The 24,263-nt window shown below is 72.5% G+C and carries 20 protein-coding genes and 1 pseudogene; 15 read left to right on the top strand and 6 right to left on the bottom strand.

Annotation, left to right across the window (positions count from 1 at the left end; all coding sequences use genetic code 11):
• The first annotated feature begins 6 nt into the window (after window positions 1–6).
• A complete protein-coding gene (locus ASD19_RS07220; protein ID WP_055990350.1) occupies window positions 7–1,218 on the top strand; it encodes an acyl-CoA dehydrogenase family protein in 1,212 nt (403 codons plus the stop codon).
• Between the two features lie 296 nt (window positions 1,219–1,514).
• On the opposite strand, the gene ASD19_RS07215 is transcribed toward ASD19_RS07220, so the two are convergent.
• Window positions 1,515–3,284 (bottom strand): acetyl/propionyl/methylcrotonyl-CoA carboxylase subunit alpha, encoded by a 1,770-nt coding sequence (locus tag ASD19_RS07215; protein WP_055990347.1) that lies wholly within the window; start codon window positions 3,282–3,284, stop codon window positions 1,515–1,517.
• Window positions 3,285–3,376: 92 nt separating this feature from the next.
• The gene (locus ASD19_RS07210; protein ID WP_055990344.1) at window positions 3,377–4,027 is read right to left on the bottom strand and encodes a Maf family protein; all 651 of its coding nucleotides are present in this window, start codon (window positions 4,025–4,027) and stop codon (window positions 3,377–3,379) included.
• Between the two features lie 50 nt (window positions 4,028–4,077).
• Between ASD19_RS07210 and ASD19_RS07205 the strand changes: the two genes are divergently transcribed.
• From ASD19_RS07205 to ASD19_RS07185, 5 genes and pseudogenes are all read left to right on the top strand, one after another.
• Window positions 4,078–5,367 (top strand): class I SAM-dependent RNA methyltransferase, encoded by a 1,290-nt coding sequence (locus ASD19_RS07205; RefSeq protein ID WP_055990341.1) that lies wholly within the window; start codon window positions 4,078–4,080, stop codon window positions 5,365–5,367.
• 38 nt (window positions 5,368–5,405) lie between these two features.
• The gene (locus tag ASD19_RS07200; protein ID WP_055990338.1) at window positions 5,406–6,077 is read left to right on the top strand and encodes a Pr6Pr family membrane protein; all 672 of its coding nucleotides are present in this window, start codon (window positions 5,406–5,408) and stop codon (window positions 6,075–6,077) included.
• Window positions 6,078–6,147: 70 nt separating this feature from the next.
• Window positions 6,148–6,829, top strand: a pseudogene (locus ASD19_RS07195) (response regulator transcription factor).
• 4 nt (window positions 6,830–6,833) lie between these two features.
• On the top strand, window positions 6,834–8,072 hold the full coding sequence (locus ASD19_RS07190; RefSeq protein WP_055990336.1) for a sensor histidine kinase: 1,239 nt from the start codon (window positions 6,834–6,836) through the stop codon (window positions 8,070–8,072).
• A complete protein-coding gene (locus tag ASD19_RS07185) occupies window positions 8,069–9,112 on the top strand; it encodes a hypothetical protein (protein WP_055990334.1) in 1,044 nt (347 codons plus the stop codon). Before ASD19_RS07190 ends, ASD19_RS07185 begins: the two co-directional genes overlap by 4 nt.
• A gap of 251 nt (window positions 9,113–9,363) precedes the next feature.
• Here the strand turns inward: ASD19_RS07185 and ASD19_RS07180 are convergent, their stop codons facing one another.
• The 3 genes from ASD19_RS07180 to ASD19_RS07170 all read right to left on the bottom strand — a co-directional run bounded on the left by ASD19_RS07180 (window position 9,364) and on the right by ASD19_RS07170 (window position 12,206).
• Window positions 9,364–9,603 carry an acyl-CoA carboxylase subunit epsilon gene (locus ASD19_RS07180; RefSeq protein ID WP_055990332.1) on the bottom strand — a complete coding sequence of 80 codons (240 nt, stop codon included), beginning with the start codon at window positions 9,601–9,603 and terminating at the stop codon, window positions 9,364–9,366.
• The gene (locus ASD19_RS07175; RefSeq protein WP_055990330.1) at window positions 9,603–11,198 is read right to left on the bottom strand and encodes an acyl-CoA carboxylase subunit beta; all 1,596 of its coding nucleotides are present in this window, start codon (window positions 11,196–11,198) and stop codon (window positions 9,603–9,605) included. Before ASD19_RS07175 ends, ASD19_RS07180 begins: the two co-directional genes overlap by 1 nt.
• A 186-nt stretch (window positions 11,199–11,384) precedes the next feature.
• Window positions 11,385–12,206 (bottom strand): endonuclease domain-containing protein, encoded by an 822-nt coding sequence (locus ASD19_RS07170; protein ID WP_055990327.1) that lies wholly within the window; start codon window positions 12,204–12,206, stop codon window positions 11,385–11,387.
• A gap of 201 nt (window positions 12,207–12,407) precedes the next feature.
• On the opposite strand from ASD19_RS07170, the gene ASD19_RS07165 reads away from it, so the two are divergent.
• From ASD19_RS07165 to ASD19_RS07130, 8 genes are all read left to right on the top strand, one after another.
• The gene (locus tag ASD19_RS07165) at window positions 12,408–13,157 is read left to right on the top strand and encodes a biotin--[acetyl-CoA-carboxylase] ligase (RefSeq protein ID WP_055990324.1); all 750 of its coding nucleotides are present in this window, start codon (window positions 12,408–12,410) and stop codon (window positions 13,155–13,157) included.
• Between the two features lie 54 nt (window positions 13,158–13,211).
• Window positions 13,212–13,739: a PH domain-containing protein gene (locus ASD19_RS07160; RefSeq protein ID WP_055990321.1), complete on the top strand. Its 528-nt coding sequence runs from the start codon at window positions 13,212–13,214 to the stop codon at window positions 13,737–13,739.
• Window positions 13,740–13,849: 110 nt separating this feature from the next.
• Window positions 13,850–14,968: a 5-(carboxyamino)imidazole ribonucleotide synthase gene (locus ASD19_RS07155; RefSeq protein WP_055990318.1), complete on the top strand. Its 1,119-nt coding sequence runs from the start codon at window positions 13,850–13,852 to the stop codon at window positions 14,966–14,968.
• A gap of 162 nt (window positions 14,969–15,130) precedes the next feature.
• Window positions 15,131–15,598 carry a 5-(carboxyamino)imidazole ribonucleotide mutase gene (gene purE / locus ASD19_RS07150; protein ID WP_055990667.1) on the top strand — a complete coding sequence of 156 codons (468 nt, stop codon included), beginning with the start codon at window positions 15,131–15,133 and terminating at the stop codon, window positions 15,596–15,598.
• Window positions 15,599–15,680: 82 nt separating this feature from the next.
• A complete protein-coding gene (locus ASD19_RS07145) occupies window positions 15,681–17,111 on the top strand; it encodes an LCP family glycopolymer transferase (protein WP_055990315.1) in 1,431 nt (476 codons plus the stop codon).
• Window positions 17,112–17,160: 49 nt separating this feature from the next.
• A complete protein-coding gene (locus tag ASD19_RS07140; RefSeq protein ID WP_055990312.1) occupies window positions 17,161–18,258 on the top strand; it encodes a glycosyltransferase in 1,098 nt (365 codons plus the stop codon).
• Window positions 18,259–18,311: 53 nt separating this feature from the next.
• Complete coding sequence (locus ASD19_RS07135) at window positions 18,312–19,229, top strand: ABC transporter permease (protein WP_230667732.1); 918 nt, start codon at window positions 18,312–18,314, stop codon at window positions 19,227–19,229.
• Between the two features lie 10 nt (window positions 19,230–19,239).
• The gene (locus tag ASD19_RS07130) at window positions 19,240–19,980 is read left to right on the top strand and encodes an ABC transporter ATP-binding protein (protein ID WP_055990309.1); all 741 of its coding nucleotides are present in this window, start codon (window positions 19,240–19,242) and stop codon (window positions 19,978–19,980) included.
• Between the two features lie 70 nt (window positions 19,981–20,050).
• On the opposite strand, the gene ASD19_RS07125 is transcribed toward ASD19_RS07130, so the two are convergent.
• The gene (locus tag ASD19_RS07125; protein WP_055990306.1) at window positions 20,051–21,352 is read right to left on the bottom strand and encodes a UDP-glucose dehydrogenase family protein; all 1,302 of its coding nucleotides are present in this window, start codon (window positions 21,350–21,352) and stop codon (window positions 20,051–20,053) included.
• Window positions 21,353–21,504: 152 nt separating this feature from the next.
• Here ASD19_RS07125 and ASD19_RS07120 point away from each other — a divergent pair, with 152 nt between their 5' ends.
• Window positions 21,505–24,255, top strand: a complete 2,751-nt coding sequence (locus ASD19_RS07120; protein WP_134745366.1) for an SPOR domain-containing protein — start codon at window positions 21,505–21,507, stop codon at window positions 24,253–24,255.
• The last annotated feature ends 8 nt before the right edge of the window (window positions 24,256–24,263 follow it).

The raw sequence follows: 24,263 nt of genomic DNA, 5'->3' as shown, positions 1-24,263 counted from the left end.
ACGACGATGTCGATCGTCACGCCCACCCGGACGCCGGTCCCCGGCACCGAGATGCTCGAGCCCGAGCTGCAGGAGCTCGCGCACCGCGTGCGCGCCTTCGCGGATGACGTCGTCGCCCCCGCGGCGTACCGGTACGACACCGAGCGGCGCCTGCCGCTCGAGATCATCGCCGAGATGGGGCGGATGGGCCTGTTCGGCCTGCCGATCTCGGAGGAGTACGACGGCCAGGGCAAGACCTACCTGCACCTGTGCATCGCGGTCGAGCAGCTCGCGCGCGTGGACCAGTCGATCGCGGTGACGCTCGAGGCCGGTCTCGGCCTCGGGGCGATGCCGATCTACCGCTTCGGCACCGAGGAGCAGCGCCGGGCGTACCTGCCGCCGCTCGCGCGGGGCGAGAACCTGGCGGCGTTCGGTCTCACGGAGGCCGAGGCGGGATCGGACGCGGGCGCGACGCAGACGACGGCGACGCTCCAGGACGGCTGGTGGACGATCGACGGGACCAAGCAGTTCATCACGAACTCCGGAACGCCCATCACGAGCGTCGTCACGGTGACCGCCGTGACGGGGGAGCGCCGCGCCCAGGACGGCACGCGCCGGCCGGAGCTCTCGTCGATCATCGTGCCCGTGCCGACGCCGGGATTCACGGCGCTGCCCGCGTACGACAAGGTCGGCTGGCACACGTCCGACACGCATCCCCTTGTGTTCGACGGCGTGCGGGTGCCCGAGGAGAACCTGCTCGGCGAGCGCGGCCGCGGGTTCTCGAACTTCCTGAGCATCCTCGACGAGGGGCGCGTGGCGTTCGCGGCGCTGTGCGTGGGCGCGGCGCAGGGCTGCCTCGAGGAGGCGGTGCGGTACGCGAAGAAGCGGGTGGTGTTCGGCAAGCCGATCGGCGACAACCAGCACATCGCGTTCACGATCGCCCGGATGCAGGCCCGCGTGGCCGCGGCCCGCGCCGTCATGCACGACGCCGCCCGCCGGATCGACGCGGGCCTGCCGTTCACGACCCAGGCGTCGCTCGCGAAGCTCATCGGCTCCGAGGCGGCCATGGACAACGCCGCCGACGCCACCCAGATCTTCGGCGGCTACGGCTTCATGAACGAGAGCCCGGTCGCGCGGCACTACCGCGACGCGCGCATCCTCACGATCGGCGAGGGCTCGACCGAGGTCCAGCTCGGCATCATCGCCCGCAGCCTCGGCTTCGAGAACGCTTTCTCTTGAGGAGTGTCTCGCACGCTCGCGCCGACGCTCCGCGCCGGACACTCGCGAGCGAGGAACGTCGCTGACGCTCCGTTCGGCAGCGCTTCGCGCTGCGATTGGTCGCTTCGCTCCACGCTCGCTTCGCTCGCACGGGGCCGGTCTCCGGGCTCATCCCCGTGGTCGTTGAGCGACGAGGATCCGGCGCCGTTCGACTCCGGTTCGTTCCTCGCCTCGACGACCGAGGCACAGGACCGGTCGTTGAGCGGAGCGAAGCGGAGACGAAACGGCTTGAGCGAGCGGAGCGAGCCGAAAGCGCGTCAGCTGATCTGGAGGAGCTGGTGGCCCGCCGGGACCGTGGTGCCGGGGGTGGCGTCGATCTTGGCGATCACGCCGTCCTTGTGGGCCTGCAGCGGCTGCTCCATCTTCATGGCCTCGAGCACGACCACGAGGTCGCCCTTGACGACCGTCTGACCCTCCTCGACCGCGACCTTGACGACCGTGGCCTGCATGGGCGACTTGAGCGCGTCGCCCGAGGCTCCGCTGGTCACCGCGCCGGCCGCGTGGCTGCGGCGCGACGGCGGCACGATCGCGGGGCGGCCGGCGGTGCCGGGCGCCTGCGCGATGCGGTCGGGCAGGCTGACCTCGAGGCGCTTGCCGGCGACCTCGACGACCACGGTGTGGCGCGACTCGGCGGGCTTGGGCGCCTCGAGCTCGCCGTCCCAGGCGGGGATGTCGTTCTCGAACTCGGTCTCGATCCAGCGCGTGTACACGCCGAACTCGCCGCTCTCGGCCGTGAAGGCGGGGTCGCGGACGACCTTGCGGTGGAACGGCAGCACCGTGGGCAGGCCGGCGACCTCGAACTCGTCGAGCGCGCGGCGCGAGCGCTCGAGGGCCTCGGCGCGGTCGCGGCCGGTCACGATGATCTTGGCGAGCAGCGAGTCGAACGCGCCGCTGACCGAGTCGCCGGCGGTCACGCCCGAGTCGAGGCGGATGCCGGGGCCGCCGAACGTCTTGAAGACGTGGATGGGGCCGGGCTGCGGCAGGAAGCCGCGGCCGGGGTCCTCGCCGTTGATGCGGAACTCGATCGAGTGGCCGACCGGGGTCGGGTCGTCGTAGTCGATCGTGCCGCCCGCGGCGATGCGGAACTGCTCGCGCACCAGGTCGATGCCCGTGACCTCCTCGGACACGGGGTGCTCGACCTGCAGACGCGTGTTGACCTCGAGGAACGAGATGGTGCCGTCGGCGCCGATCAGGAACTCGCACGTGCCGGCGCCGGTGTAGCCGACCTCGCGCAGGATGGCCTTGGACGCCTCGTACAGCGTGGCGTTCTGCTCGTCGGTCAGGAACGGCGCGGGCGCCTCCTCGACGAGCTTCTGGTGACGGCGCTGCAGCGAGCAGTCGCGCGTGGAGATCACGACGACGTTGCCCTCGGCATCCGCGAGGCACTGGGTCTCGACGTGGCGCGGCTTGTCGAGGTACTTCTCGACGAAGCACTCGCCGCGGCCGAACGCCGCGATGGCCTCGCGCGTGGCCGACTCGAACAGCTCGGGGACCTCCTCGAGCGTGCGGGCGACCTTCAGGCCGCGGCCGCCGCCGCCGTACGCCGCCTTGATGGCGATCGGCAGGCCGACCTCCTTCGCGAACGCGACGACCTCGTCGGCCGTGTCCACGGGACCCGGCGTGCCGGGGGCGAGGGGAGCGCCCACCTTCTCGGCGACGTGACGCGCGGTGACCTTGTCGCCGAGCGCCTCGATCGCCTCGGGCGACGGGCCGATCCAGATCAGGCCGGCGGCCTGCACCGCGCGGGCGAAGTCGGCGTTCTCGGCGAGGAATCCGTAGCCGGGGTGCACCGCGTCGGCGCCCGAGCGTCGGGCGACCGACAGGATCTTGTCGATCTGCAGATACGTGTCGGCGCTGGTCTGTCCGTCGAGCGCGTACGCCTCGTCGGCCAGGCGCACGTGCAGCGCGTCCCGGTCCTGATCTGCGTAGACGGCAACGGACGAGATCCCCGAGTCGCGGGCCGCGCGGACGATGCGAACGGCGATCTCGCCGCGGTTCGCGATGAGCACCTTGGCGATGGCAGGCATGGGTTTCAGCCTACCTACGCCGGGGCATCCGCCTTTGAGCACCCTCGACAAGAAAAGGGCGAGAACGTGTCGGGTCGTCTACGAGGAGGGCCCTACGCGGTCCGGTTCCACAGGTCCGTCCAGGCCACGCCGAGCTCGCGCACCAGGCGGCGGACGGTCGACAGCGACATCCCGACGACGGTGGACGGATCGCCCTCGACGCGCTCGATGAACGCGCCGCCCAGGCTGTCGACCGTGAACGCGCCCGCCACGTGGAGCGGCTCGCCGCTGGCGACGTAGGCCGCGATCTCGGCGTCGTCCACGTCCGCCGCGAATGTCACGGCGGCCTCGGCGACCGCGTGCGCCTCGACCGGCTCGGCGCCCGGGGCGACCCGGAACACGCTGTGTCCGGAGTGCAGCACCCCGGTGCGTCCGCGCATGTCCCGCCAGCGCGCCGTCGCCGCCTCGGGCGTGTACGGCTTGCCGTGCACGATCCCGTCCAGCTCGAACATCGAGTCGCCGCCGATCACGATCCCGTCGAACCCGGGGCGCTCCGCGGGGACCCGCGCGGCCACGTCGGCCGCCTTGCGACGCGCCAGCAGCAGGACGTGCTCATCCGGCGGCAGGATCCTGCCCTCCCGCGCCTCCGTCTCGGCGATCACCGCCTCCTCGTCGACCGCGGGTGACATCGTCAGAGGCTCGATGCCGGCCTGCCGCAGCAGCATCAGGCGGGCGGGGGACGTCGACGCGAGCAGCACCTGCATGGGGACCAGGGTATGGCGTCCGCGCAGGTGCGCTCTGGGAGGATGGACGGATGCAGAACGGCGACACGATCGACCTCGAGGTGACCGGAGTCGCGCACGGGGGAGTCTTCGTCGCGCGCCATGAGGGCCTGGTGGTGTTCGTCCCCGACGCGCTCCCCGGCGAGCGGGTGCGCGCGCGGGTGACCGACGTGAAGAAGTCGTTCGCGCGCGCGGAGACGCTCGAGGTGCTCGATGCGTCGGCGGACCGGCGGCCGCACATCTGGCCGCAGGCGGACGTCTCGGTCGCCCCCGAGGCGCGGCCCGGCGGCGCCGACTTCGGCCACATCGCCCTGCCCCGGCAGCGGGCTCTCAAGGCGCAGGTGCTGCGCGAGGCGTTCGAGCGCTTCGCGGGCGGCGCGGTCGACGTGGACGTCGTCGGCCCGGAGGCCGTGCTGGGCTCCGACCATCCGGATGCGACGGGCACCGTGGACGGCACGGGCTATCGCACACGCGTGAGCCTGCACGTCGACGCGGACGGCCGCATCGGTCCGTACGCGGCGCGCAGCCACACCGTCATCCCCGTCGAGTCGCACCCCCTCGCGACGCCCGAGATCGAGGCCGTGGCGCTCGCACTGCGCAAGGCGCCCGAGGGCAGGATCGACCTCGTCCAGCCGGCCGACGGCGGGGTGCGCACCATCCGGCGCCCCGCGAAGGACCGCGCGGCGCGCGGCCGTGGGCGACGCCCGGCCGCACCGCGGGAGACGCAGGCGCTCGAGATCCTCACGGAGCGCGTCGGAGAGCGCGAGTTCCTGGTCGACGCCGGCGGGTTCTGGCAGGTCCACCGCGCGGCCGCGGCGACGCTCGACCGGGCGGTGCGCGATGCGCTGGGCGAGGTCACGAGCGACGCCTGGCACCTCGACCTCTACGGCGGGGTGGGCCTGTTCGCCGCCGCGCTCGGCGAGCTGGCCGGGGGAGCGCGGCTCACGACGGTCGAGTCCGAGCCGCGGGCCACGATGCACGCCGAGCAGAACCTGGCCGATCTCGGTGCGGAGGCGGTCACGGCGCGTGTGGACCGCTTCCTCGCCCGCCTGGTCGGGCAGGCGAGCCTGTTCGACCGCGAGATGCTCACGCGCGGCGTGACCCTCCTCGACCCGCCGCGTGCGGGCGCCGGACGCGAGGTCGTCGAGGCGATCTCGGACCTCGGCCCGTCGCGCGTGGCGTACGTCGCGTGCGACCCGGTGGCGCTCGCGCGCGACGTGGGCTACTTCCGCGGCTCCGGCTACGAGCTGCAGTCGCTGCGGGCGTTCGACCTGTTCCCGCACTCGCACCACGTCGAGGCCGTGGCGATCCTCGCCCGCTGATCCGGGCGGATCCCCGTGATCCGGAATATCATCGGGCCGTGACCCGCGTTCTCGCGACCCCGCAGCTCTGGTACCGGTGCCTGCTCCTCGGGCTGTCGGTCTTCGGGTTCATGACCGGGTCGCACGGGTCCGCGTTCCTCACGACCGTGACCAACGCGATCCTGCTCGGCTACCTGGTCGTGGGCGTGTGGACGATGCTGGACCGCGGCACGACCGACCTCCCCGCGCCGCGCCTGCGGGGCGCGATCACGACCTGGATGGTGTTCGTCGGCATCATCGCGCACGCCATGCTGTCGCACTGGGCGAACCCGTTCGACCAGGTGCTGGATCCGGATCCGGCCGTGGCGCTCGAGGGCGTGGCGATCCTGTTCTCGCATTACGTCATGCCGATCGGCTTCCTGCTCGACTGGCTCGCGTTCGGGCCGAGGGGGCGCACCCGATGGACCGACGTGGCGTGGTGGCCGCTGTACCCCCTCGCGTACGGGCTGCTCACGATCCTGCGGGCGGTCGTCTTCCCGCACGTGGACGACCGCATCCCGTATCCGTTCATGGAGCCCGGGATCGGCGGCTGGCTCGGGGTCGCAGTCTCGCTGCTGCCGATGATCGTCGCGGTCGCGCTGCTGGCCGCGCTGGTCATCGGCTACGACCGGGCCGTCGCGAGGCTCGCGGCCGCGCCCCGCGAGACCGCGCCGGCGCTCACCGGTCCGTGAGCCCCGTCCGCGCCGCGCGCCCGCCGCGCCCCGCCGCGGACAGCGCCGTCCGCGCCGATAGGCTCTCCCCATGACGCGCGTGGCCCTCATCGACGATCACGAGTCCGTGCGCCTCGGGCTCGTCGCGGCCCTCGAGCGGGACGGCATGGAGGTCGTCTTCGCGGGCGCCGGCGTGAACGAGTACTGCACGTGGCGCGCCGCCACCGGCGCGGGGCCGGCGGACGTCGTGCTGCTGGACCTCACGCTCGGCGACGGGACCACGGTCACCGAGAACGTGACGCGGCTGGCCGGCGAGTCCGCCGTGATCATCCACTCCGTCGCCGATCGCCCCGCCGCCGTGCGCGAGGCGCTCGCCGCGGGCGCCGTGGGCGTCGTGAGCAAGGCATCGCCGCTGGACGACGTGCTCGGGGCCGTGCGCACCGCCGCTGGACGACGTGCTCGGGGCCGTGCGCACCGCCGCGCGCGGCGAACCCCTCAACAACGTCGAGTGGGCCAGCGCGGTCGAGGGCGACCGGGAGTTCGCCGACGCGCAGCTGTCCACGCGCGAGCGCGAGGTGCTGCGCCTGTACGCCGCGGGCCTGCCGCTCAAGATCGTCGCCAGCCGGCTCGGGATCGCGTACTCGACCGCCAAGGAGAACGTGAACCGCGTGCGGATGAAGTACATCGAGGTCGGCCGCCCGGCGCCCACCAAGGTCGACCTGCTGCGCCGCGCCATGGAGGACGGCATCGTCGACGCGTCCGCGGAGGACTGACCGCGTGACCGCCCAGGGGCTGCTCCGCGAGGCCTGGGGCCGGCTGCCCGCAGCGGGCCTCAGCGTCGCCTCCGCCGGAAGCTACACGGCGACCCGCATGGAGCGGATCATCCAGATCCTGGTCGCGGTCGGCTGCCTCGGCGTCGGCGGCCAGGCGTTCGTGGTGTCGCTCGACCTGCACGGGATCGGCCCGGCGCACGACGTGCTCCACATGGTGGTCTTCGTCGCACTCGCCGCCATGATCGTGTGCTGCGTGGCCGGGTATCGCGCGCGCACCGCGTCGGCCGTGTTCGCGATCGTCTACCCGATCGCCCTCGTGTTCTGGCCCATCGCCACGACGGGAACCCCGCCCGACCCCGGCGCGCAGCCCTGGACGTTCTTCCTCATCAACCTTGCGACCGTCGGGGCGGTCGTCGCCTTCCCGCTCGCGTGGCAGTACGCCTGGGCGGTCGGGATGTCGCTCCTGTACGCCGTGATCCGGCTGATCCGCGGCGAACTCGAGCCCGAGTTCTGGGTCAGCACGGGGTACGACGTGTCGGTCGCGCTCATCCAGGGCGGGGTCTTCGTCACCGTCGCATGGGTGCTGCGCAGCCTCGCGGGCGGAGTCGACGCCGCCCGTGCCCAGGCCGTGCTGGCGTACGCGCGAGCGGCCTCCGCCGACGCGGCCGAGCAGGAGCGCGTCGCCGTCGCGGCCCTGATGCACGACAGCGTGCTCGCCGCGCTGATCGCGGCCGAGCGCGCCCGCACCGACCGCGAGCGGCAGCTCGCCGTGTCCATGGCGCGGGAAGCCCTGACGCGGCTCGCGAACGCCGAGAGCGACGACCCGGAGGGCAGCGACGAGCCGGTCTCGCGCGCGGCCATCGCCGCCGACATCGAGCGCTCCGCCGCCGACATGGGGGTGCAGCTCGCGGTCGAGCGCGAGGACGACGACCAGGACGCCGTGGTGCCCGGCCGGGTGGCGCGCGCCGTCGTGCTGGCCGCGACCCAGGCGGTCGCCAACGCCGTCCAGCACGCCGACGGCGTCGGCCTCGCCGTGCGCGTCGAGCCCGCCGGCCGGGGAGTGCGGGTCGAGGTGTCCGACACCGGCCCCGGCGTGGATGTCGCCTCGATCCCGGCAGACCGCCTCGGCATCCGCGCGTCGATCTTCGCCCGCATGGCCGCGGCCGGCGGTGACGCCACGATCGTCTCGGGCGCCCGCGGCACCACCGTGGCGCTGACCTGGACCGGGGAGAAGGCGCTGTGAGAAGCGTCCGACGCGTGCTCGAGGTCATCGCGCTCGCCTTCACGGCGTACTTCGCCGTGCGCGGCCTCGTCCGCCCCGAGGGCGGCGATCTCGGGGTGGCGCTCGCGGCGGTCGGCCTCTACGTGGCGATCACGCTGCTGGTGCTCCTGGCCGTCGACCGCGACCACCGGCCGCCCTTCGACCCCGACGACGACGCCCCGCGGGCCGGACGGCCGCTGCCGTGGTGGGCGGCGCTGATCGCGCTCGCGGGCGCCGCCATCATCCCGCTCCTGGTGACGGCCGCCACCGACGAGGCGCAGCGCACCGCGTCGCACGCGACCTGGTATCTGGGCGCCGTCGGGGCCGTCATGACGATCGTGTGCGTCCGCCATCGTCCGATCTCCGCCTGGATCGGCATCGCGATCCTGACGATCGAGTCCTCGGCGGCGATCGGGCTCCCGGCCGCGATGTCGCTGGGACTCGTGGGGTCCATCGTCTGGGTCACGCTCGCGCAGCTGCTGATGATCTTCACGGATCGCGCGTACCGCGACACAGCGCGCCTCGCGGCGCTGCAGCAGGCCACGTCGGCCTGGCAGGCGACGCAGGCCGTCCGGCGCCTGGAGCGCAGACGCCGGGTGCAGTACGCCCTGGCGGTGGCAGGGCCCATCCTGTCGCGCGTGATCGAGACGGGTGGGGATCTCACCGACGAGGAGCGGACGGAGGCCCGCCTCGCGGAGGGCCGGCTGCGCGACGAGCTGCGCGGCGCGCGGCTGCTCGACGACGACGTGCGCGAGGCGATCGCCGGCGCGCGGCTGCGGGGCGCGACGGTGACCGTCTTCGACGAGGGCGGCCTCGACGACCTGACCGACGCGGAGCTCGAGGAGGTGCGCGGCGAGCTGGCCCGCACGCTCGAGGGCACCGACGCCGCCCGTATCATCATCCGGTCGGCGCCGGACCCGCAGGTGGCGCTGACGATCGTCGGCCGCTCGGCCGGCGGCGACGGCCTCAGCGACGAGGACGACGTGCTGCTCTGGCGCGAGGTCCCGCGCCCCACGCGCTGACGCCCCCAGGCTCGAGCTCCGCGAGTCAGTACAAAGAAAGGTGGGGGAGGCGATGCCTCCCCCACCGGGTCGCGGATCGGTTACCCGAAAACCGTCCGCATCAGGGGCCGATTCCCGTGCGCCTACCCTGGAGCGGACGGTCGGCCTAACGCTAACGCTCAAGCGTTTCCACACTCAGTATCCGTGGGACGCGAGAGCCCTGTATGTAGGTACTTTGGGGGACATCCGGTCCCCCTTGTCCCCGATGGGGATCAGCGGGCGAAGCGACCCCACGGGATGTCCCGGCGCAGGGGCTCGCGGAAGCGGCGCTGCGTGCGCTCCCAGGCCGAGACGTGCGGCTCCTCGGCGACGGCCTCCTCGGTCTCGCGCGTGTACTCCTCGCCGACCACGGCGAGCAGCGCCGCCAGCTCCTCCTCGGTCGGCGCGCCGCGCACGACCTCGATGCGGGGCGCGGGGTGCTGCGCGCCCGGCTCTGCGCTCGTCGCGTCCATCAGAGGGGGATGTTCCCGTGCTTCTTGGGCGGCAGCTCCGCGCGCTTGCCGCGCAGGGCGCGCAGCGCCTTCGCGATCGCCACTCGGGTCGCCGACGGCTCGATGATGCCGTCCAGCTCGCCGCGCTCGGCCGCCAGGAACGGCGAGGCCACGTTGTAGGTGTACTCGTTCGCCAGGCGCGTGCGCACGGCGGCGACGTCCTCGCCCGCCTCCTCAGCCCGCTTCAGCTCGCCGCGGTACAGGATGTTGACCGCGCCCTGGCCGCCCATGACGGCGATCTCCGCGGTCGGCCACGCGAGGTTGACGTCGGCGCCGAGCTGCTTGGAGCCCATCACGATGTACGCGCCGCCGTAGGCCTTGCGCAGGATCACGGTCACGAGCGGCACGGTGGCTTCGGCGTACGCGTAGAGCAGCTTCGCGCCGCGGCGGATCACGCCGGTCCACTCCTGATCGGTTCCCGGCAGGTAGCCCGGCACGTCGACCAGCGTGACGATCGGCACCGAGAAGGCGTCGCAGAAGCGCACGAACCGCGAGGCCTTCTCGCCGGCCTCGATGTTGAGCGTGCCGGCCATCTGCTTCGGCTGGTTCGCGATGATGCCGACCGTCCGGCCCTCCACGCGTCCGAATCCGATCACGATGTTGGGCGCGAACAGCGGCTGCACCTCGAGGAAGTCGCCGTTGTCGACCAGGTGGCCGATCACGTCGTGGATGTCGTAGGGCTGGTTCGGGGAGTCGGGGATGACCGTGTCCAGCGTGCGGTCCGGATCCGTGGTCTCCCACTCGAACGGCGTCTCGTAGACGGGCAGCTCGGCCATGTTGTTGTCGGGAAGGAATCCGAGCAGCGTGCGCGCGTAGTCGAGCGCGTCGTCCTCGTCCTCGGCCAGGTAGTGCGCGACGCCCGAGCGCGTGTTGTGGGTGTACGCGCCGCCGAGCTCCTCCATCCCGACGTCCTCGCCCGTGACGGTCTTGATCACGTCGGGGCCGGTGACGAACATCTGGCTGGTCTTGTCGACCATGATCACGAAGTCGGTCAGGGCGGGGGAGTACACCGCGCCGCCCGCGGCCGGGCCCATGATGATCGAGATCTGGGGGATGACGCCCGACGCGGCGGTGTTCAGGCGGAAGATCTCGCCGTACTTGCCGAGCGCGACGACGCCCTCCTGGATGCGCGCGCCGCCCGAGTCGAGGATGCCGATGATGGGCATCCCGCCGCGGAGCGCGAACTCCATGATCTTGATGATCTTCTCGCCGGCGACCTCGCCGAGCGAGCCGCCGAAGGTCGTGAAGTCCTGCGCGTACACGGCGACGGTGCGGCCGTGGATCGTGCCCACGCCGGTGATGACGGAGTCGCCGTACGGACGCGACCGGTCCATGCCGAACGCGGTCGTGCGGTGCCGCACGTACTCGTCGAGCTCGACGAAGCTGCCGGGGTCGACGAGGAGCTCGATGCGCTCGCGCGCCGTCATCTTGCCCTTGGCGTGCTGCTTCTCGCGGGCCTTCTCCTCGGCCGCCACGACGGCCTCGTGGTAGCGGGCGCGCAGGTCGGCGATCTTGCCGGCGGTGGTCGACAGGTCGGGTTCGGTCACGCGTTCCACCCTATCCGCGGACCCCGGCCCGGCCTTGGCGGCCGTGCACAACGACCCGGAGGAACCTGTGTGGTGTGTCGCCATCCGGGGCGACGGCGCCGCCTCCGGCGCGGCACAAGGAGGACTGCGCGACGCCAGGATGATCTGCCGCCATCCGTCCTCGTCTCGTGGACTTCTCCTTGTGCGGTGACGGGGTCAGAGGTGCAGACCCTGGGCCATCGCGGACCGGATCTGGGCCTCGACGTCCGGCCAGTGGTGCATCACGTCGGCGTAGGTGAACCGCAGGACTGTGTAGCCCCGCAGCCGGAGCAGACGGTCGTGGGCGAGGTCGGCCGCGCGCGTCGCGGCGTCGGAGTGGAAGGCGAAGCCGTCGACCTGGATCACGAGATGGTCGCCGATCAGCGCGTCCACATCGCGGCCGTACAGGTGCACCTGCTGGCGACAGGGGATGCCGGCCGCTCGGCACTGCCGGACCAGGTACGACTCGGTGCCCGCATCCGAGTGGGCCCCGACGTCGGCGGCGACACGGCGAGCCGCGGTGGTCGTCCAGCGGATGCGTCGAATCGCGTCGACGGTGATCAGCCCCTTGCGGATGGCGGACTCCCAGATCGCGAAGGTCTCGAGCTCGGTGAGGCAGGACGCGGTGTGATGCAGCACGTTCTCGATCGGGTCCACCAGCAGGCCCGCCGCCGGAGCGGGGCCGGTCGACCAGTGGGCGATGCCGCGCGGGGTGAGATCCGCGTTCCGCGGGACCGCGATGTGGGGTCGCGGATCCCGCCGGGGGATCCAGAGGCCGATGCGCTCCGCCTCGGCGACGCACGTCAGGCGGCCGCCGACACGTGCCGCCTCGCGCACTCCAGGTGGTGCGGAAGGCAGGAGCAGCCACTGCCGGCGCACGAGGGGAAGCCCTGCCTCGAGCGCCGCCTGGCGCAGCTTCCGGGGATGCCATCCCGCGGCGATGAGCGCCCGCCGGCTCGCCCAGCCGCCGCGCGCCGCGAGCTCCCGCACCAGGTCCATGGGCCGAGCCTGGCGTGGGCGAGGCGCCGTCGGGGCGGCCACCGCGTCGATCGGGAGAAGGCGGCCCGTGAGGGCGGACGGTGGACGAGCGGTCGGCCGTCGCACGGGACAAGGAGGAATGCGTGAGACCAGGAAGCCGGCCGCCCGATCATCCTTGTGCGGCGGAGGAGTCCTTGTCCGGCGTGACCTTAGGCTTCCGGCATGGAGTTCGAGCGGGCGCGGGGCGTCGCCGGGGCATGGCGGCAGGTGGAGTCGACCGGGTCGACCAACGCGGATCTGGTGGCCGCGGCCGCCGATGCGTCGCTGCCGCACCTGTCGGTGCTGCTCACGCGCGACCAGCGCGCCGGGCGCGGCCGCCTGGACCGCGTGTGGCAGGCGCCGGCGGACTCCGCGCTCGCCGTGTCCGTGCTGGTGCGCGTGCCCGAGGTGCCGCCCGCCGCGCGCGGATGGATTCCGCTCGCCGCGGGCGCCGCGATGGCCCACGCGGTCGCGGCGCAGCTGCCGGGCCGCGGAGTCGGGGTGAAGTGGCCCAACGACGTGCTGGTCGACGGACGCAAGATCTGCGGCATCCTCGCGGAGGGCACCGGCGATCCGGATGCGGTCGTGATCGGGTCCGGCGTGAACACGGCGATGGCCGCGGAGGACCTGCCGGTGCCGACCGCGACGTCCTTCGCCGCGCTCGGGGAGTCCTGCGACGAGGACGCGCTCGTGGCCGACTACCTCGCGGAGCTCGACCGGCTGCTCGGCGCGCTCGCCGCGTCGGGCGCCCCCGGCGTGCACGGCGTGGTCGCGGAGCGCTGCGTGACGATCGGACGCGAGGTCGCGGTGTCCCTGCCGGACGGCTCGACGCTGCGGGGCCGAGCCCGCGCGCTCGACGCGGAGGGCCGCCTCCTGGTCGGCGACCGTGCCGTGTCGGCGGGCGACGTCGTGCACGCCCGCGCCGTCGGCTGAGCCCCCCCGGCGCGCCCGGCGGGCCGTGTCGGTCCCCGTGGGCACAATGGAGGGGTGAGCCAGCCGACCCCGGGTTCGCGTCCCGTGACGCCGCCCCCCGGCGCGCCCGCGCCCGAGCTGGTCATCGCCACGCTTCGCGGTCACGCCGGCAGCCTGGCGTGGTCGGCCGCGCTCCTCATCGCGGTCGCGGGAGCCGTCGGCTTCCTGTACGGCAACCTGCCTGCGCCCTTCGAGGACTGGATGCTTCTGGCGGCGGCGGGCGCGCTCGTGCTGCTCGGCGTCGTCCTGCCGTTCGCGGTCTGGCTGTCGCGCACCTACACGATCACCACTCGGCGGGTGATCAGCCGGAACGGCATGCTCTCGCGGTCCCGCGTGGAGATGTCGCACGCGCGGGGGTACACGGTCGGGACACGGCGGAGCGTGCTGCAGCGGATGCGCGGAACCGGCACCCTCACGCTGTCGGACGGCGTCGAGGGGCAGCTGGTCATGAAGGACGTGCCTGGCGCTGTTCTCATCGGAGAGGTCCTCGCCGACCAGGTCGAGATGAACCAGATCCTCGCGCACCGGGACAGCCTTCTTTAGATCGGGCGCTTTCTTTTCAGAAGTGAACGCTGTGGACGCGGGGCCGACGGGGCGACGAACGGGGTTGTGCGGGATGCGCGAAGATGGAGCCTGACCAACTTGGAGGATCTATGGGTATGCGAGTCGGCGTGATCGGCGGGGGACAGCTGGCGCGGATGATGATCGCGCCCGCGGTCGAGCTGGGCGTCGAGCTGCGGGTCCTCGCGGAGGGCGACGGGATGGCCGCATCGCTCGCGGCGACCTCCGTCGGCGACTACCGCGACGTCGACACCGTGCTGGAGTTCGCGAAGGACGTCGACGTCATCACGTTCGACCACGAGCACGTCCCGCAGCCCGTGCTGCGCGCGCTCGTCGACGCGGGCGTCGCGGTGCACCCCGGTCCGGATGCGCTGCAGTTCGCGCAGGACAAGCTCGTGATGCGCCGTCGGCTGGCCGAGCTCGGCGCGCCCCAGCCCGACTGGGCCGCCGTCGAGAGCCAGGAGGACCTGAAGGCGTTCCTCGACGACCACGGCGGTCGCGCGGTCGTGAAGACTCCGCGCGGCGGCTACGACGGCAAGGGCGTGCGCGTGGTGTCCGACGCCGCGGCCGCCGCGGACTGGTTCGAGGCCGTCGAGGGGCCGCTGCTGGTCGAGGAGCTGGTGCCGTTCACACGCGAGCTCGCGCAGCAGGTCGCCCGGCGCCCCGGCGGCGAGGTCGTCGCGTACCCCGTGGTCGAGACCGTGCAGCGCGACGGCGTGTGCGCCGAGGTCATCGCGCCCGCGCCCCGCGCGAGCGAGAAGCTGATGGAGGTGGCCGCCCGCATCGGCGTGACCATCGCCGAGGGCCTCGGCGTGACCGGCATGCTCGCGGTCGAGCTGTTCGAGACCCCGGACGAGCGCATCCTCGTCAACGAGCTCGCGATGCGGCCGCACAACAGCGGCCACTGGACGCAGGACGGCTCCGTGACGAGCCAGTTCGAGCAGCACCTGCGCGCCGTCCTCGACCTGCCGCTCGGCGCGACGGATCCGCTCGCCGACTGGGCGGTGATGGTGAACATCCTCGGCGGCCCGAAGGACGCCGGGCTCACCGACCGGTTCGCGGCCGCGATGTCCCAGCACCCGACGGCGAAGATCCACACGTACGGCAAGGACCCGCGTCCCGGCCGGAAGGTCGGGCACGTCAACACGCTGGGCGACGACCTCGACGACGTCGCGTACGAGGCCCGCGCCGCCGCGGACTTCTTCGCCTGATCGGGCGCGCCCACCCGGCGACCCGAGCGAAACGGTCGTGTATGCCGTCATTCCGGGCCGAAACCCGCCCGTTTCCCGGGTCGCATCCGGGAACGTCCAGGCTCTCGGCCTAGCCTGGGGCGCGTGCTGAATTCGTCTGACGCCCCGCTGATCGGCGTCGTCATGGGATCCGACTCCGATTGGCGCGTGATGGTCGACGCCTCCGCCGCCCTCACCGAGTTCGGCATCCCGCACGAGGTCGAGGTCGTCTCGGCCCACCGCACGCCCGACAAGCTGATGCGGTACGCCCGCGAGGCGCGCGGCCGCGGCCTGCGCGCGATCATCGCGGGCGCGGGCGGCGCGGCGCACCTTCCGGGCATGCTGGCGTCCATGACGCCGCTGCCCGTGATCGGCGTGCCCGTCCAGCTCAAGACGCTCGACGGCCTCGACTCGCTGCTGTCGATCGTGCAGATGCCGGCGGGCATCCCCGTCGCGACCGTGTCGATCAACGGCGCGCGCAACGCGGGCCTGCTCGCTGCGCGTATCCTGGGGGCCGCCGACCCGGCCGTCGCCGACCGCATCGAGGAGTTCGCACGCGACCTCGAGCGTCAGGTCGAGGAGAAGAACGCCCGGCTGAAGGACTCGCTGTGACCTCGCGGGCCACGAGCGGACCGGTGCGGTGACGGCAGCCGCCACGCGATCCCGCGGGGTCGCGCATCACGCGCGCCCCGCGATGGGGGGCGCTCTCATCGAGCAGCGCCCGCTGCGGCGCCCCGACCCGGCGGACGAGCGGATGATGACCCGCCGCGGCTGGTGGCTCGTCGTGCTCGGGTGGCTGATCCCGGGGTCCGCGCAGGCGCTGGCCGGCAGTCGCAGACTCGGCCGATTCGGCCTCGGCGCGACGCTCTGGGCGTGGGGGATCATCATCCTCTTCCTGCTCGGGACGCTGCTGTGGCGCGACGGCGTCGTGTGGCTGCTGACCTCGTGGCGCATCGGGCCCGTGAACGTGAGCGGCGCCATCCTGACGATCGCGCAGGTGCTGATCGCCGCGTACGGCGTGCTCTGGATCGTGCTCGGCATCGACACGCTGCGGCTCGTGCGCCTCGTGCGGACCCGCACGCCCGCGCGGTACGGCATCGCCCTGCTCTCGGTCGCGCTCATGGTCGTGTCGGGCGGCACGGCCGCCTACGGGGCGGGGACGGTCGGCGCGGCGCGCGACGCGATCGGCTCGGTGTTCGGCCTGGGCGGGCCCACCGTGCCGCCCAGCGAGGGGTACTACAACATCCTGCTGCTCGGAGCCGACAGCGGCGAGGGCCGCGACTCGATGCGATTCGACAGCATCTCGGTCGTCTCCATCCACGCCGAGACCGGCGCCACGACCATCACGGGCATCCCGCGCGACCTCCCGCACTTCCCGTTCAGCCCCGGTCCCATGCAGGACCTGTATCCGTACGGGCACGAGGGGCATGCGGACCCGGAGTGCGGCTGGGGCTCGGGCATCAACCAGCTGCGCACCGAGGTCGAGCTCTGCCGCGACGGCGCCGAGCTCTACCCCGACGCGGCCGGGCATGGCTCGTCGCCCGGGGTCGAGGCCACCAAGGACGCGGCCGAGGGCATCCTCGGCATCGAGATCCCGTACTACGTCTTCATCGACATGCACGGCTTCGCGGATCTGGTCGACGCCCTCGGAGGCGTCGAGATCGAGGTCACGCAGCGCCTGCCCAAGGGCGGCGGGCCCGCCTACGAGGGCCAGCCGGCCGAGGAGTGGGCGATCGGCTGGATCGAGCCGGGCGTGCAGCGCATGGACGGCGACACCGCGCAGTGGTACGCCCGCTCGCGCTACACGACCAGCGACTGGGACCGCATGAAGCGCCAGCGCCAGCTGCAGGAGGCGATCCTCGCGCAGTTCACCCCCGAGGTCGTGCTGACGCGCTTCCAGGCGGTCGCGCAGGCGGGCCAGAACCTGGTCGAGACGGACCTGCCGCAGTCGATGCTGTCGTACTTCGTGGACCTCGGGCTGAAGGCGAAGGAGCAGCCGGTCACCACGGTGGAGCTGGCGCCGCCGACCGTGCCCGACCCCGAGAATCCCGACTACCCGGCGATCCGCGAGCTGATCGCGGCGACGCTGCACCCCGTGGAGGAGACCGAGACCCCCGCGCCGTAGGTCGGTCTGCCCAGGCTTCCTCCCGGGCGGGCTGACTAAGGTTCGAGGCATGACGGTCACCCTTCGCGTCGTGCTCGACCAGCTCGTCTCCGCCACCCACCCCGACCTCGCGATGGCGTCGCGCGGCCTGGCGGCGGCGCTCGCCGAGACGGCGCCGTCGGGCTGCGCGGTCGAGGCGATCGCTCCCGCGGGCACGCTGCCCGCCATCGCGGGCGTCGCCCCCGGCCGGCGCCTCCCGCTCGGCCGCCGCGAGACCGCCGCCGCATGGCAGCTCGGCGTGGTGGCCGGTGTCGGCGGGGGGATGATCCACTCGCCGACCCTGCTGGCCCCGCTCGTGCGGCACGACCGCGTGCACGACCACGACCAGACCGTCGTGACCCTGTGGGACCTGCGCGCCTGGGAGGCGCCCGACGAGCTGCCGCGCGCCGTCGCGATGGCCGAGCGGGGCCTGCTGCGCCGCGCCGCGCGCCACGCGGACGCGGTGATCGTGCCGACTCACGCGATGGCCGAGAGGCTGGAGGTCTACGCGCGGTTCGGCGAGCGAATCCGCGTGATCGCCGGCGCCCAGCCCGACGGCTTCGCCGTGCCCACGGACGCGGACGCCCGCCGCCGCGAGCTGAAGCTGCCCGCCGGGTACCTGGTGATGGCGGGCGGCACCGCCGCCTCCGACGGGCTCGCGGCGGGCTTCCGCGCGGCGGCTCCCACCGGACTCGACGTCGTCGTGATCGACGTGCCCGAGGGGCAGGAGGAGGGCGTCTCCGCGCTCGCCACCTCGTCGGGGGTGGCGGCGGACCGCGTGCACGCGCGGTCCGGGCTCGATCAGGGCGACCGGGCGGCCGTCCTGGGCGCCGCGGCCGTGCTCCTTGCGACGGGACTGCGCGCCGCGTGGCCGTGGCGCGTCGTCGAGGCCATGGCGCTCGGCACGCCGGTCGTCGCGGTCGACACCGACGTGCATCGCGAGGTCGTGCTCGACGGCGGCCTCGTGGTCCCCGAGTCGGGCCTCGAGGATGCGCTCGTCGACGCCCTGGCGGACGGCTGGCTCACGGGCGACGCCGGCCGGCTGCGCGTGCTGGGGCGGGACAGGTCGCGCGCGTTCTCCTGGGCGGGAGCCGCGGAGCGCGTGTGGCAGGTCCACGCCGACCTCTGAAGCGACGACGCATCCAGCTTTCCCCGTGTCGCCCTGTCCTAGGATGAGTGCTCGTGCCGAGTGAACCCGAAGTCTCCGCGCCCGACCTGTTCGCGCACGTGCCGCGCTCGGAGTTCCAGACCCCCGGCACCAGCCGCGGGCTGCTCGACGTGTTCCGGTGGCACTACCTGCTGAAGCTCCTCGTGCGCACCGGCGTCACGACGCGCTATCGCAACTCGGTGCTCGGCTGGACCTGGTCGTACGTCCGGCCCGCCACGCAGTTCCTGGTGTTCTGGCTCATCATGGGCGTCTTCATGAAGCTCGGCGACACCGTCCCGAACTACCCGGTGTACCTGTTCAGCGGCATCATCGGCATCAACTTCTTCAACGAGGCGTTCGGCAACGCGACGCGGTCGATCGTCGGCAACGCGCCGCTCGTGCGGAAGGTCTACCTGCCGCGCCAGCTGTTCTCGGTCTCCGCGGTCTTCGTCGCGTTCGTGCACTTCCTCCCGCAGGTGGGCCTCCTCCTGATCGTCTGCCTGTTCATGGGATGGATCGTCAACATCACGGTCATGAGCGTGCTGGCGTTCCTCGCGGGCATCCTGATCCTGGCGATGGTCGCGTTCGGCGCCGGGCTGTTCTTCGGCGCAGTGAACGTGCGCTTCCGCGACGCCGAGCCGATCGTCGAGCTGCTCCTGATGCTCGTCACGTGGGCGTCGCCGGTCCTGTACTTCTGGACGATGGTGCGCGACGCGTTCCCCGGCTGGCTGCTGCAGCTGTACATGCTGAACCCCATCACCGTGGCGGTGGAGCTGTTCCACTACGCGTTCTGGGAGCCGGTGTCGCGCGGGCGGATCTCCGAGCTCGGCATCCCGCTGCACCCCGACCTGGGCTGGCTCACGCTGTGGGCCTCCCTCATCTCCCTGGCCACCATCCTGATCGGCCAGGCCGTGTTCCGCCGTCTCGAGGGGAGGTTCGCTCAGGACCTCTGAGCGACGCATCATGAGAGCCACCGCCCCCGTGCACACGCCGAGCATCATCGTCGACGGCGTCCGCAAGACGTTCATGCTCAATCACGCGCACTCGCTGAAGGACACGGTCGTCAGCTGGATCCGCGGCCGCAAGCTGTCGACGCAGTTCCACGCGCTCAACGGTCTCGACCTCGTCGTGAACGAGGGCGACTCGATCGCGATCCTCGGCTACAACGGCTCGGGCAAGTCGACCCTGCTCAAGCTGCTCTCCGGCGTCATGCAGCCGGACGGCGGGCACGTCCTGACGCGCGGCCGCGTCGCCGGGCTGATCGAGGTCGGCGCCGGCTTCCACCCCGAGCTGTCGGGTCGCGAGAACGTGTTCCTGAACGCCGCGATCCTCGGCATGCAGCAGAAGGAGATCGAGGCGCGGTACGACGAGATCGTCGCGTTCGCCGAGATCGGCCAGTTCATCGACCAGGAGGTCAAGCACTACTCGTCGGGCATGTTCATGCGCCTGGCGTTCTCGGTCGCGATCCACGTGGACGTGGATGTCCTGCTGGTGGACGAGATCCTGTCGGTCGGCGACGCGCCGTTCCGCGAGAAGTGCCGCGCCAAGTTCGAGGAACTCATCGCCGCGGGCAAGACGCTGGTGATCGTCAGCCACGACATGGAGATGGTGCGTGAGCTCTGCAATCGCGCGGTCGTGATCCGCAAGGGCGAGCTCGTCTTCGACGGCGACGTCGACGACGCCATCCGCGCGATGGGGGAGTGACCGGCCCGCATCAACGAGAACGCGCCCTCGGCTGAGCCGGGGGCGCGTTCTTCGTCGCGGTGGGCTGGGGTCAGCGGCCCATGCCGGTGTAGGTCCAGCCGGCGGTGCGCCAGGCGGTGGGGTCGAGGATGTTGCGGCCGTCGAAGACGACGGGGCGGGCGACCTGGGCGGCGGTGGTGACGGGGTCGAGGGCGCGGTACTGCTTCCACTCGGTGACGATCACGACGGCCTCGGCGCCGGTGAGGGCCTGGTCGACGGTGTCGGCGTAGTCGAGCTGGGGGTGCAGGCGGCGGGCATTGGGCATGGCCTCGGGGTCGTGGGAGATGACCTCCGCGCCGAGGCCCTTGAGGCGGACGGCGACGTCGAGGGCGGGGGAGTCGCGGATGTCGTCGCTGTCGGGCTTGAAGGCCAGGCCGAGCACGGCGACGCGGTGGCCGTAGACCTGTCCGTCGAAGGAGTCCACGACCAGGTCGACCAGGCGCTGGCGGCGGCGGAGGTTGATCTCGTCGACCTGCTTGAGGAACGCGACGGACTCGCCCTTGCCGAGCTCCTCGGCGCGGGCCGCGAACGCGCGGATGTCCTTGGGCAGGCAGCCGCCGCCGAATCCGACGCCGGCGTTGAGGAAGCGGCGGCCGATGCGGTTGTCGTGGCCGATCGCGTCGGCGAGCTGGGTGACGTCCGCGCCGGTGACCTCGGCGATCTCGGCCATCGCGTTGATGAAGCTGATCTTCGTGGCCAGGAACGAGTTCGCGGCGACCTTGACCAGCTCCGCGGTGGCGTAGTCGGTCACGATCCGCGGCGTCCCGGTCGACAGGGCCGTCGCGTACACCTCGTCCAGGATCTGCGTGTCCTGCTCCCGGGACGCGTCGGCGACGCCGTACACGAGCCGGTCCGGCTCGACGGTGTCCTTCACGGCGAAGCCCTCCCGCAGGAACTCCGGGTTCCACGCCAGACGCGCCCCGGCAGGCTCCACCAGCCCGGCCAGGCGGGCGGCGGTGCCGACCGGCACGGTCGACTTGCCCACCACCAGGGAGCCGGGCTTCAGGTGCGGGATCAGGCCCTCGACGGCGGAGTCCACGAACCGCAGATCCGCGCCGGCGCCGTCGCGCCGCTGCGGGGTGCCGACCGCGATGAAGTGCACGTCCGCGTCCGCGGCGGTGGCCATGTCGGTCGTGAACGACAGCCGGCCCGACCCGATCCCCGCGGTCAGGATCTCCGCCAGCCCGGGCTCGAAGAACGGCGTCTCACCCGCGGCGAGCTTTCCGATCTTCGCCTCGTCGACATCGATGCCGACCACGTCGTGACCCAGCGACGCCATCGCCGCGGCATGCACCGCGCCGAGATACCCGCAGCCGATGACGCTCAGCTTCATCCCGAAAGGCTCCTCTCGTCGGGCCCGCGGCCGACCCGCGCGCACGCACGCCCTCCATCCTTCCATGGATGGGGAGCGCGGGCCGGTCCCGGCAGGTGGGAGGGCATCGGGCCCGTCTACCAGGCTTTCTTCACTTCTGTCACACTGTTCACATGCGTGCCCCCGACCACGTCCGCCCCGCCATGCCCCGCGGCGGATCCCCGGTGCGCGTGGCGCGCCTCCTCGCGACCTCGCTCGCCGCGCTCGCCCTCGTGGCCGGGCTGTTCCCGCTGGAGTCGGCATCGGCGGCGACGCCCGCCCCGACTCTGGCCGCCACGTCCGAGCCCGCCCCGACGTCCGAGCCCGAGGCTCCGGCCGCCACGGACGAGCCGGCCCCCGACGCGCCCGGCGCGTCCGAGGTGAAGGCGCCCCAGGCGGCCTCGCCCGATCCCGAGACCCCGACGCCCGAGCAGAAGGCGACCCCCACGCCGCCGGTCGCGAAGGTCCCGATGGACCGCGACGACCACCGGGCGGGGGCGGACCAGCTGGCCGAGCGCGACAAGGCCGGCGACGAGACCCTCGACGCCGCGAACCCCGGGAACGTGCCGTACCCCGCGTCGGGTTCCGGATCGGGCGGCGACGCGTCCTCGAGCCGCTTCGAGCTGGTCGCGCCCAAGGAGGCGTTCGTGCCGGCCGCCGCCGTGGTCGGCTTCGTGGCGGGCGACATCATCAGCAACGCGGTGTTCACCAACCGGTCGACCATGACCGCGGCGCAGATCGCGAGCTTCATCGACGGCAAGGTCGCGACCTGCCAGTCCGGCTACACGTGCCTCGAGGAGTACGTCGAGACGACGCCGACGCGCGCCGCCGACGCGTACTGCGCGCAGTACACCGGGGGAGCGAACGAGAGCGCGGCCCGGATCATCTCCAAGGTCTCGCAGGCGTGCGGGATCAACCCGCAGGTGCTGCTGGTCATGCTCCAGAAGGAGCAGGGTCTGATCACCCACACCTGGCCCAGCGACTGGCGCTTCACGATCGCGATGGGCATGGGATGCCCCGACACCGCCGACTGCGACAAGACCTACTACGGGTTCTTCAACCAGGTGTACGGGGCCGCCCGGCAGATGAAGATCTACGGTTCCAGCACCTACTTCACCTGGTACGCGCCGGGCGGGACGCGCAGCATCCGATACCACCCCAACTCCGCGTGCGGGTCGTCGGGCGTCTACGTCAAGAACCAGGCGACCGCGAACCTGTACTACTACACGCCGTACCAGCCCAACGCAGCCGCGCTCGCGGCCGGCTTCGGCACCGGCGACTCCTGCTCGTCGTACGGCAACCGCAACTTCTACAGCTACTTCCGGCTGTGGTTCGGCTCGACCGGGACCGGCGTCACGAGCGTCGCGGACGGCACCATGATCAAGGCCGAGCCGCACGTCTACCTCGTCACCGGTCGCAAGAAGGTGCACATCACGCGCGAGACCCTCGCGGAGTACCAGCGCGTGTTCGGCGCGCCGCGCACCGTGACGGCGGAGACGGCGGAGTCCATCCCGAACGGCGGTCAGGCCTCGTTCTTCCTCCGCAACGCGACCACGGGCGACGTGTCGCTCCTGCAGGGCGGGCAGCGGCATCACTTCTCGTCGTGCGCGCAGGTGTCGGCCTGGGGAGGCTCGTGCGGGACCGAGACCGTGCTGGCCTCGGCCGAGTACACGCGGGTGCCGGCCGGAGCCGCGATCACCGGCTGGGCCCGCCGCACGTCCGGGGGCACCATCCACCAGATCTCCGGCTCGACGCTCATCCCGATCTACAACGAGGCGAACGTCGCCGCCATCACCGGCGGGGCCGTGCCGTACGCGGCCGTCATGCCCGCCGCCAAGGCCGCGCAGTACCAGGTCACCGCGACGAGGTGGGCGCCCGGGCGCTTCATCGAGCCCGCGGCCTCCACGCGGACCTACCTGCCCACGTGGGACTCGCGCCTGCTGTACCTGCCGACGTGGCTGTATCCGGCAGAGATGGGGCTCACACGCGCGCGCGACACCGGCGTCCCGTCGACCGCGTACCAGGGCTACACGAGCGGGGGGACCCTCGCGCAGTTCGTCAAGTGCGGCAGCACGATCTACCTGCCCTCGCGCGGCACGCTGCAGCCGGTGACGGCCGCGGCGGTCGCCGGCTTCCCCGTGACGACGCTCGACGCGCGCACGTGCGGAGTGCTCGAGCTGTCCTCCGCCGTGCCGCAGACGCGCGTGTTCGTGCAGGGAGTCGGCCGCAGCGACGTGTACGTCGCCGAGGCCGGACGCTGGCGCCACATCGCCTCCCGGGGCGTCATGGAGGCCCTGACGGGCGGGCGCTGGCCGACCGTGCTCCGCCTGGCGGATGCGCTGATCGACCACCTGCCCAAGGGCACGCGCATCACGTCGGCCGTGCCGCCGTCCGGATCCGTCATGCAGGTGCGCGGCACCGACCCCGTGTACTTCACGGACGGCGCGAAGGCGTGGTGGATCTCGTCGTGGGACATCGGCGAGGAGTTCGGCATCCGCTCGCGGCACGCCGTCGTGTCGTCGCGCGAGGCGATCGCCGCCCTGACCGTGCAGACCCGCAACCGCCTCCGCCCGATCGTGAGCTGCCACGACGGGTACTACGTGGCCGCGCAGGGGCGCCTGCACCGTATCGCGCTCGCGGGGCTCGGAGGCCTGCCGGGCCAGGGCCTCGCCGCCGCCACGTGCGGTTCGCTGCCCAAGGCCGCCGCCGCCATCAGCGGGCGCCTGTTCGTGAAGGTGGGCACCACGACCTACGTGGCCGAGGCGGGCCGGATGCGCGCGCTGCGCGCCGGCGAGACGCCCGCGTCGCTCAACGGCGGGAAGACGCCGACCGTCCTGACGTGGAACGCCGGCACGCTGGCGTTCGTGCAGGCCGGCAGCCGCTGACCCGGATC

This window comes from Microbacterium sp. Root53 (genome assembly GCF_001426925.1).
In the GTDB taxonomy this organism is placed as follows: Bacteria; Actinomycetota; Actinomycetes; order Actinomycetales; family Microbacteriaceae; genus Microbacterium.
Note: the sequence above shows the minus strand (reverse complement) of the source record. Positions and strands in the feature narration are given on the sequence as shown.

Coding starts and splice junctions, on each gene's coding strand:
- ASD19_RS07220 (WP_055990350.1), top strand. CDS start 7: ATGTCGATCGTCACGCCCACCCGGACGCCGGTCCCCGGCACCGAGATG.
- ASD19_RS07180 (WP_055990332.1), bottom strand. CDS start 9,603: ATGGACGCGACGAGCGCAGAGCCGGGCGCGCAGCACCCCGCGCCCCGC.
- ASD19_RS07155 (WP_055990318.1), top strand. CDS start 13,850: ATGGGTATGCGAGTCGGCGTGATCGGCGGGGGACAGCTGGCGCGGATG.
- purE (WP_055990667.1), top strand. CDS start 15,131: ATGGGATCCGACTCCGATTGGCGCGTGATGGTCGACGCCTCCGCCGCC.
- ASD19_RS07120 (WP_134745366.1), top strand. CDS start 21,505: ATGCGTGCCCCCGACCACGTCCGCCCCGCCATGCCCCGCGGCGGATCC.
- ASD19_RS07145 (WP_055990315.1), top strand. CDS start 15,681: ATGGGGGGCGCTCTCATCGAGCAGCGCCCGCTGCGGCGCCCCGACCCG.
- ASD19_RS07140 (WP_055990312.1), top strand. CDS start 17,161: ATGACGGTCACCCTTCGCGTCGTGCTCGACCAGCTCGTCTCCGCCACC.
- ASD19_RS07215 (WP_055990347.1), bottom strand. CDS start 3,284: ATGCCTGCCATCGCCAAGGTGCTCATCGCGAACCGCGGCGAGATCGCC.
- ASD19_RS07125 (WP_055990306.1), bottom strand. CDS start 21,352: ATGAAGCTGAGCGTCATCGGCTGCGGGTATCTCGGCGCGGTGCATGCC.
- ASD19_RS07205 (WP_055990341.1), top strand. CDS start 4,078: ATGCAGAACGGCGACACGATCGACCTCGAGGTGACCGGAGTCGCGCAC.
- ASD19_RS07210 (WP_055990344.1), bottom strand. CDS start 4,027: ATGCAGGTGCTGCTCGCGTCGACGTCCCCCGCCCGCCTGATGCTGCTG.
- ASD19_RS07130 (WP_055990309.1), top strand. CDS start 19,240: ATGAGAGCCACCGCCCCCGTGCACACGCCGAGCATCATCGTCGACGGC.
- ASD19_RS07170 (WP_055990327.1), bottom strand. CDS start 12,206: ATGGACCTGGTGCGGGAGCTCGCGGCGCGCGGCGGCTGGGCGAGCCGG.
- ASD19_RS07165 (WP_055990324.1), top strand. CDS start 12,408: ATGGAGTTCGAGCGGGCGCGGGGCGTCGCCGGGGCATGGCGGCAGGTG.